Here is a 6,833-nt window from a genome sequence, read left to right on the forward strand (position 1 = left end):
CAAGGGGGTAGGATTATTTTAGCACAAGGGGGCAGAATCGCTTGGTTTTAGGGGGCAGCTTACACTGGATTTTCCATTTGAGAGTAGAGTTAGCGAAAGATTTGCCATTTAATATGTATCGGTATGGGACAAGCAATCATAACAATCAGCGAATCGGGTAAAGTGAATATCCCAAGCGGTAATGTATGGATGTCAGAAATGGAATTAGTGGGGTTGTTCGGGGTGATAGCCCCGACACTCCGAGCCGCTGTCAGAGCGATATACAAGAGTGGAACACTATCCACTGCAACAACTCAACGATGCGATTTTGCAACGCCCCAAAGTTGGGCTACATTCTATAATCTTGAAGTGATTATTGCCCTTGCATTTAGGCTGAACACCTACGAGGCGAGTAGAATAAGGCAGAAGGTTTTGGAGAGTTTATGCCAACGAAAAGAGAATGGGATTAGTCTGCTTATATCATTGCAAGGTATAGGACAGCAAATCTCTCCCAAAATGAGTTGTTGAATTTCAATCTATAAAGGCGAAGCCTTGCTATTCTCACGAACGGCAAGGCTTCTTAGCTAATGTTTTATGTGTATATATCTATCAAAGGATGATAGAATTTCTTTGATTACATTTACATAACGGTAATTGTTGCATTAGACTCGTTGGTATACTGGGTTGTTCCTGTAACCGTAGTGTTTTTCAAATTCAAAGTAGAACTAGCCATATTACCACGTAAGATGATAACTGCATCACCATCTTCGCAATTAGATTTCAACGTACTATTAGAGATATTGAAAACGCCGTTGTTAGTATTACCGTTCACACCGATACGGACTGCATAACCCTTTGTGTCAAAAGTACAGTCACTCATCTCTAAAGCAGGTGTATTATTGAGGTTTACACCGTTCTTAGAATAAACCTTACAATCAACTATTTTCAAGCCTTTTTCCACGTTGGTAACTTGTAACATAGAGTGCATACCCTCGTTTGCAGTACAGCCGCTGATGTTCAGATTCCAATCACCGCCTGTGTAGGATTTAACCGCAGCAACATCTTCTGTAGAAGTAGTGGAGAAAGTACAATCCTTTACAGTAACATTGTTGGTGTAACGAGTGTTACTATCGTCATTTTTACCCAAATTGATGTAAGCAGGTTCAGAAATATTTTCAGCACTGAAGCTTATATTTTGAATGGTCAAACCTGCTGTAGCATATCTTTTACTCTTACCGTCAACAATGATTGCACCATTATAGGTCTTCTGATTACCGATAATTGTAACTTTAACATTTTCCTTCTGTACTGCAGTAGCATTACCAGTAATGTTATCACCAAGGAAAATAGTTACATCAGCAGTAGCATTAGCGATAGCCTGAGTGAGTTCGTCAGCGGTAGTAACTGTCAAATAAGTAGGAGCATCAGAATTATTTTCAGCAAAGTCATTGTTGATTACAACATTGTTGAATATACCGCCCATTACGTTGATTACACCTGCTCCGTCTGGAGTGGTTGAACTTGGCTTCTGATTCCAAATAGCACCTGCATCACCTTCACGACCATTGAATGTACCACCATAAATATTGATAGTAGCAACAGTAGCATAGTTATTATGACCAGCAGCATTGGCAAAGTTACGGAACAAATTACGATGGAAAGTGTAAGTGCCATTGTAAATATTCAATGTAGCAGAGTTTAGATTACTATTGTTATCAACGAATAAAGGACACAATGACTCTTGAGAATATTCCAATGCAGTCATAGTCCAGTTACCACCCTTTAGGTTTACTTCTCCACCGTCATTTTCAATAAATGCAGCGTATGCATTTGGCCATGACTTAGCAGTTGTCACCTTCACATTTCCATCACCAACAATTGTCAATCCACTATTAGGTTTTACATGGAAAATAGCTGTACTTACAGAAACATCAGGAATATTAGCAACGATACCATATCCGTTAAGGTCAATAGTCACATTTTTATTATCAATTGTAAATAAGTGTTCGCCTGCTGTAGCACCAAGTGTGGTTTCACCTTCCAATTTGATAGTTTCACCATCTTGAACAGCTGCCATAGCTTCTGCGAATGAAGTATAAACAACGCCATTGATAGTTGCATAAGGTACGTTCACATTATGGTCATCCTCATAAACAGGGTCAATGACAATGTTGAATGTAATGTCACCAGTAAGCAACTTACCAAGGATATTTGTACGCCAGTTACGCTGTACAGGAACACTGTTCAAACCCTGATTGAACTCGATGTTGCTGTAAGAATTATTCTTTGGAGCAAATACAAAAGCGATGTTTTCCAATGTAGCCTTTTCATAACCTGTCTGTTCTGCAGCAGGAAGAATATAACTCATAGAAAGCCAGTTGTATTCTTCATCTTCACCATCGCCATTAGCATCCACTTTCAAGATTGCGGGGTCATTAGGAATAGCGTTCAAAGCATAACTAACTTCAGTAGAACCGTTAACCGTACCATCGAGCAAGTTCAAAGAAGTAGCAGCGTTCTTAATAACAACAGATGAACTTCCAATCTCAATACCTGATGCAACAGCAGCTTTCCAATCTTCCTTAGTCACACCCACATTGATTTGAGCGAAAGGACGCTTCATTTCTACATCAATAGAAGTAGAACCTGTTACAGTAAATTCTACAGTCTTGAAGAATGCATCACGAGTTTCATCATTGTTCACTTTGTTCTCATCGTTGGCATAGTTTACAACAACACTCATCTTGTCTGTATCTACTGTATAAGCCTTACAATCATCATCCTGTGCCCAGAATGCCACTTTGTAAGTCTGACCCTTAGCCAAAGTAATGCTTTCTGTGGTTGGGAATGTTACACCTGTTTTTGTTACAGCCTGAATATTTGAGAGACGGTTACCATCTTTGTCAAATACAGCATAAACCAAAACATCAGCACTCTTACCATCACTGATAGCACGGGTAGCGATACCACCTTCAAGACCCAGTGAGAAAGACACCTGAGCCTCATTTCCTGACTGAACTACATCCAGTTCGTCATTCGAACACGATGTTGCCAACAACATACCAGCTGCTGCGAACATACCTAAGAATAATTTCTTGTTCATTTCTGAAAATTTTAATTGTTATACAAATAGTTTTACTTTAATTTCTTGTTTTAAATGTTTTCCGCATTCATTCGGATTGCCGAAACCATTGTCGAGGGTTGTTCCGCTTATGCAGAACGGGGATTAATCATCAATCTGTCGTATCCTGCGAGTTGCAGGATGAAAGGTCTTGGAACTGCTCCATCCCTTTGTGGCTGTTAGTTGGTCTTCTGTCTCTTGTTCGGCTTCTTAACTCGTTATTCGGGTTATACATATTTTGAAATTCTCTTATTCTGCTGTAAATCCTCCTGCTATGTTGCTTCGTTGGTTAGCTTCAATCTCAACCTTTGGAAACTCCACCGTCTTGCTGTTTTCTCCATCGGTCAATGTCAATTCCGCTGCAATCTGTATAGCCGTTGTCGGAGCAAACAGATAGCCCATAGCGAGATAGTTATATGCTGTACCATCAGCCGAGAATGTTTCAGTGGTGGTGTCGCTGAAATTCCAAGTGAAATCGGTCTCTCCACTTACGGTATTGGTAAAGGGGTGGAATGTGTCAGGAACTGACTTTGCTGTAAATGATGTCTGCATCACTTTTCCCGTAGTTCCTACATTGATTTGAGCCAACGGGCGGACAAGTTCAATGGGGTAACTGTTGCTACCCGTTATGGTAATATCTTCTTCGGTCGCAAAGAATGCATCCGATGCTTCTGCCTCGGAGAATGTTATCGGATTTGGTAGAGTGTTCATCTTGATAGCGGTCAGATCATCTATATCGTAGATGTTCTGACTGCTGTCATACGCCCAAAAGACAAAACTGTATGTCTGATTCTGAGCTAATGAGAGGCTTACATCTATTGAAGTACCGTAAATTGCAAATTCTTTTCTTCCGATTTCGGTGTTCCGTTCATTGAAAATTCCCACGACAAGGGTATTCACCTGCTCAGCTTTGCCGAAAGAGCGTGTACGGGTATCGGTCGGTAGCATTGCGGTAAAGCTTACTTCCACATCACCCGTTTCCTGTAAATCATCGGAACAGGACTGTATGCCAACCACCATAAGGGCAAGCATCGCTAATATCTGTATGTTATGCAGTAGATTCTTCATTGTTCTTAGCAGTTAGGGGAAAATCAGGTTATGGTCTCCGTCAAAGTCGGGATTGATGGTTACACCTCCCGATGCTTCCGACATCAGGAACATACCCGTCATTATGGTATGGTGGCTTCGCTTCAACGGCACTTCTATCGGCTCGGTCAAGGAGAGTTGTGTACCCTCATTGTCGTAAATGCCAATCTGCACCGTCACTGCCGATTTCTTGCCGTTCACAAACACATAATCAAATCCCATTGAGGCTTCCGAATCGGATAGCTTCTTCAAGGTGGACTCGAACATCACTCCCGTAGATGAATCCACGGGCTTGTCGGTGTACATACTGTATGCGTGTGGCATAAATCCCACATAGTAGAATACTACCTTGTAATCCTCGATATTTACGGCTCTTGTCGGGGTGTCATCTGCCGATGCCGACTTGTTGCCGTTGGCTTTGGAGGCGACACGGACAGATTCCTTGTCGATGAACTCTTCAACATCATTCGTCACGAACTCGAACTTGGCAAGAGGTCGTTGCATCGCCACATTAAGCGTATCAGGCAGACGCTCCATAATATCTGCTACGAGTGAAATATTGTTCGTGCCTCTGAAAGCGTCACGATGGTTGGTATTTCCCTTGTGGTCGCCCTGCAACATAATCTCTGCGAAGTTGTCGGCATTGTGGAAATGGGTATCACCGCTTGTCTTCACCAAATCAGACCACACCATTACATTGTAGTTGCCCGGCAGTACATCAAGCGTCACTTCGTGGTCGTAACCTTCGGCAATATCCTTTGTGAATATGAACTCCTGTACATAGTCCTGCATCGTGCGTTGTTTCTCCGATACGGGATAGGTACGGACGATGTAGCGTATCTTACCATAATCCTGATGGTTGTCGTATGTATCGCCCAAACCCAGTTCAATGACCGATGCTCCATCGTACAGATGTTCCCACTCGGTCATATCCGTTTCATAGTTGAGGCGAAGATGCATTTTTACAAACTCTGGTGTCTCAGGCCATTCGTGAACATCACAGGCAGAGAACAGCAACAGAGGCATACATATAATAAGGTACAGAATCTTTCTCATCGCTTGCCTCCTTTCTTCTTCAAGTCAAACGAATATGAGAACGATACCGCAGCTTGGTCTATACCCCAATAGGTCTTCTTGATGCTCTCAATCATCAAACCGTCCTTTGTATTCGGTGTGTTGTGGAACTTGTCATAATGACGGGAATAGACACCTGCACCAAGAGAGAACTCCACCCACCAAGGTGTGTTCCTGCTGATAGGCAAGCGATAGCCGACACTCACGCCACCACCGATAGACGGTGTTTCACGGTTATGGTCTTGATAACGGTAATCACCGTCAAAGGCGAAATTGTAATAAGCCAGTCCGAAATGTGCTCCTGCAAAGAAGCCATCGTTGTTTTCCGACAGCCAATAGCGGAACTCGGGCTGTACGCTGAGTGTTCTGAACTTGATGGTGGTCTTGAAATAGTCCCAAGCCGAATAATAAACGGGCAAAGTGAACGACCAGTGCTTTGCCAAGTCGATTTCCGCTGCGACATTGGCAATGCCCATTCCCAAGCCGATGGCATTGGTTTTAAGATGCAGTTTACGAGTCCATTCCTCCACATCAGGAACAACGGGGGCTACAATTGCAGTAGTATCGGGTACGATTTCAACGGCTTCAACGATTGGTTTTATCTTAATGGTATCAGGTACAATTACAGGCTCCTGAACGGGCGGAAGTTCCTGCTTGTATGTTACGAATACGGCACAGGCATTTCGCATACGCTCGAAGAAGAGCTTGTTCATCTGTTGCCATACCTTGCCGTTATCCAACCGCTTCAGTTTTACGACACGGTTGTCAATATGGGTATTCGGATGATGATAATCCACCAATAGGGATTCTTCCTCCAAGATGGAGATTACTTCATCCTTATGTATCAATCCCGAATCCTCAATCTGTGATTTCAGATAATCCCACGGGATGTAGCTGTCATTACGGGTAATGAGGCTGTCGGGAATATCCACCTCCTTGCGGACAAGTCTTTCGAGTGCGGTAAGGCGACCTCGTGCCAGTCTGCGGTTGAGTTGGTCACTGCCTTCGGGTGATGCCGCTCCACAGAAGGATATTTCCACGATGTTGATTGTACTGTCCTGACGGATATTCCGTAAGAACTCGATGATTTCCTGCATACGGGCGGCATTGTCCGAGTATGCGGAATCTATGACAGTACTGTTCACACGGAAATCGACACAGATTTCCGTGCGGCTCTCTTGCGAATGCGCAGCACCTACACCAAACAGCAAGAGAATCAGTGTTATACAATATTTCTTAATGCGCATAAATCAGAATTATAGGTCACTTCTCTTTGGAAGAGTGATTTATGCAGTATATATCTGTTGAAAATTAGCTGTTTAGTTGAATGGGCATAACTTATTCGCTCAACAATCCGCTTTTTGCCCGAACAAAATCAGAATTTTGCGTAACATTTTTTAGTGTAAATTGGTTCCATTTGCCGAAAAATGTGTAATTTTGCAACGGTAATCATTTCTCTTCCAAAGAGACTTTTCTTTCGCTCAACAATCCTTCACTGTAGCTAACACTTGAAAAGGGACCCGGGTAGCATTTGAAACGTGCCCCACCCATGGGTATGTTTAACCGAACAAAA

At 42.8% G+C, this 6,833-nt stretch carries 5 protein-coding genes; 1 reads left to right on the forward strand and 4 read right to left on the reverse strand.

Annotated elements, in window-relative coordinates; all coding sequences use genetic code 11:
* The first annotated feature begins 123 nt into the window (after window positions 1-123).
* A complete protein-coding gene (locus ACESTD_RS18220) occupies window positions 124-507 on the forward strand; it encodes a hypothetical protein (protein ID WP_195289039.1) in 384 nt (127 codons plus the stop codon).
* 112 nt (window positions 508-619) lie between these two features.
* Here the strand turns inward: ACESTD_RS18220 and ACESTD_RS18225 are convergent, their stop codons facing one another.
* The 4 genes from ACESTD_RS18225 to ACESTD_RS18240 form a co-directional block, all read right to left on the reverse strand.
* Window positions 620-3,082 (reverse strand): hypothetical protein, encoded by a 2,463-nt coding sequence (locus ACESTD_RS18225; RefSeq protein WP_373159090.1) that lies wholly within the window; start codon window positions 3,080-3,082, stop codon window positions 620-622.
* 267 nt (window positions 3,083-3,349) lie between these two features.
* The gene (locus ACESTD_RS18230) at window positions 3,350-4,168 is read right to left on the reverse strand and encodes a DUF6562 domain-containing protein (protein ID WP_195289079.1); all 819 of its coding nucleotides are present in this window, start codon (window positions 4,166-4,168) and stop codon (window positions 3,350-3,352) included.
* Between the two features lie 12 nt (window positions 4,169-4,180).
* Window positions 4,181-5,242, reverse strand: coding sequence for a DUF6562 domain-containing protein (locus ACESTD_RS18235; protein ID WP_195667118.1), 1,062 nt, complete (start codon window positions 5,240-5,242; stop codon window positions 4,181-4,183).
* A complete protein-coding gene (locus ACESTD_RS18240) occupies window positions 5,239-6,507 on the reverse strand; it encodes a DUF3575 domain-containing protein (protein WP_195289081.1) in 1,269 nt (422 codons plus the stop codon). Before ACESTD_RS18240 ends, ACESTD_RS18235 begins: the two co-directional genes overlap by 4 nt.
* Window positions 6,508-6,833 lie beyond the last annotated feature (326 nt).

It is taken from the genome of Bacteroides sp. AR20 (assembly GCF_964250605.1).
In the GTDB taxonomy this organism is placed as follows: Bacteria; Bacteroidota; Bacteroidia; order Bacteroidales; family Bacteroidaceae; genus Bacteroides; species Bacteroides uniformis.

Bases quoted from the DNA above. Each gene is read 5' to 3' on its own strand.
- ACESTD_RS18220 (WP_195289039.1), top strand. From the start codon at position 124: ATGGGACAAGCAATCATAACAATCAGCGAATCGGGTAAAGTGAATATC.
- ACESTD_RS18225 (WP_373159090.1), bottom strand. From the start codon at position 3,082: ATGAACAAGAAATTATTCTTAGGTATGTTCGCAGCAGCTGGTATGTTG.
- ACESTD_RS18230 (WP_195289079.1), bottom strand. From the start codon at position 4,168: ATGAAGAATCTACTGCATAACATACAGATATTAGCGATGCTTGCCCTT.
- ACESTD_RS18235 (WP_195667118.1), bottom strand. From the start codon at position 5,242: ATGAGAAAGATTCTGTACCTTATTATATGTATGCCTCTGTTGCTGTTC.
- ACESTD_RS18240 (WP_195289081.1), bottom strand. From the start codon at position 6,507: ATGCGCATTAAGAAATATTGTATAACACTGATTCTCTTGCTGTTTGGT.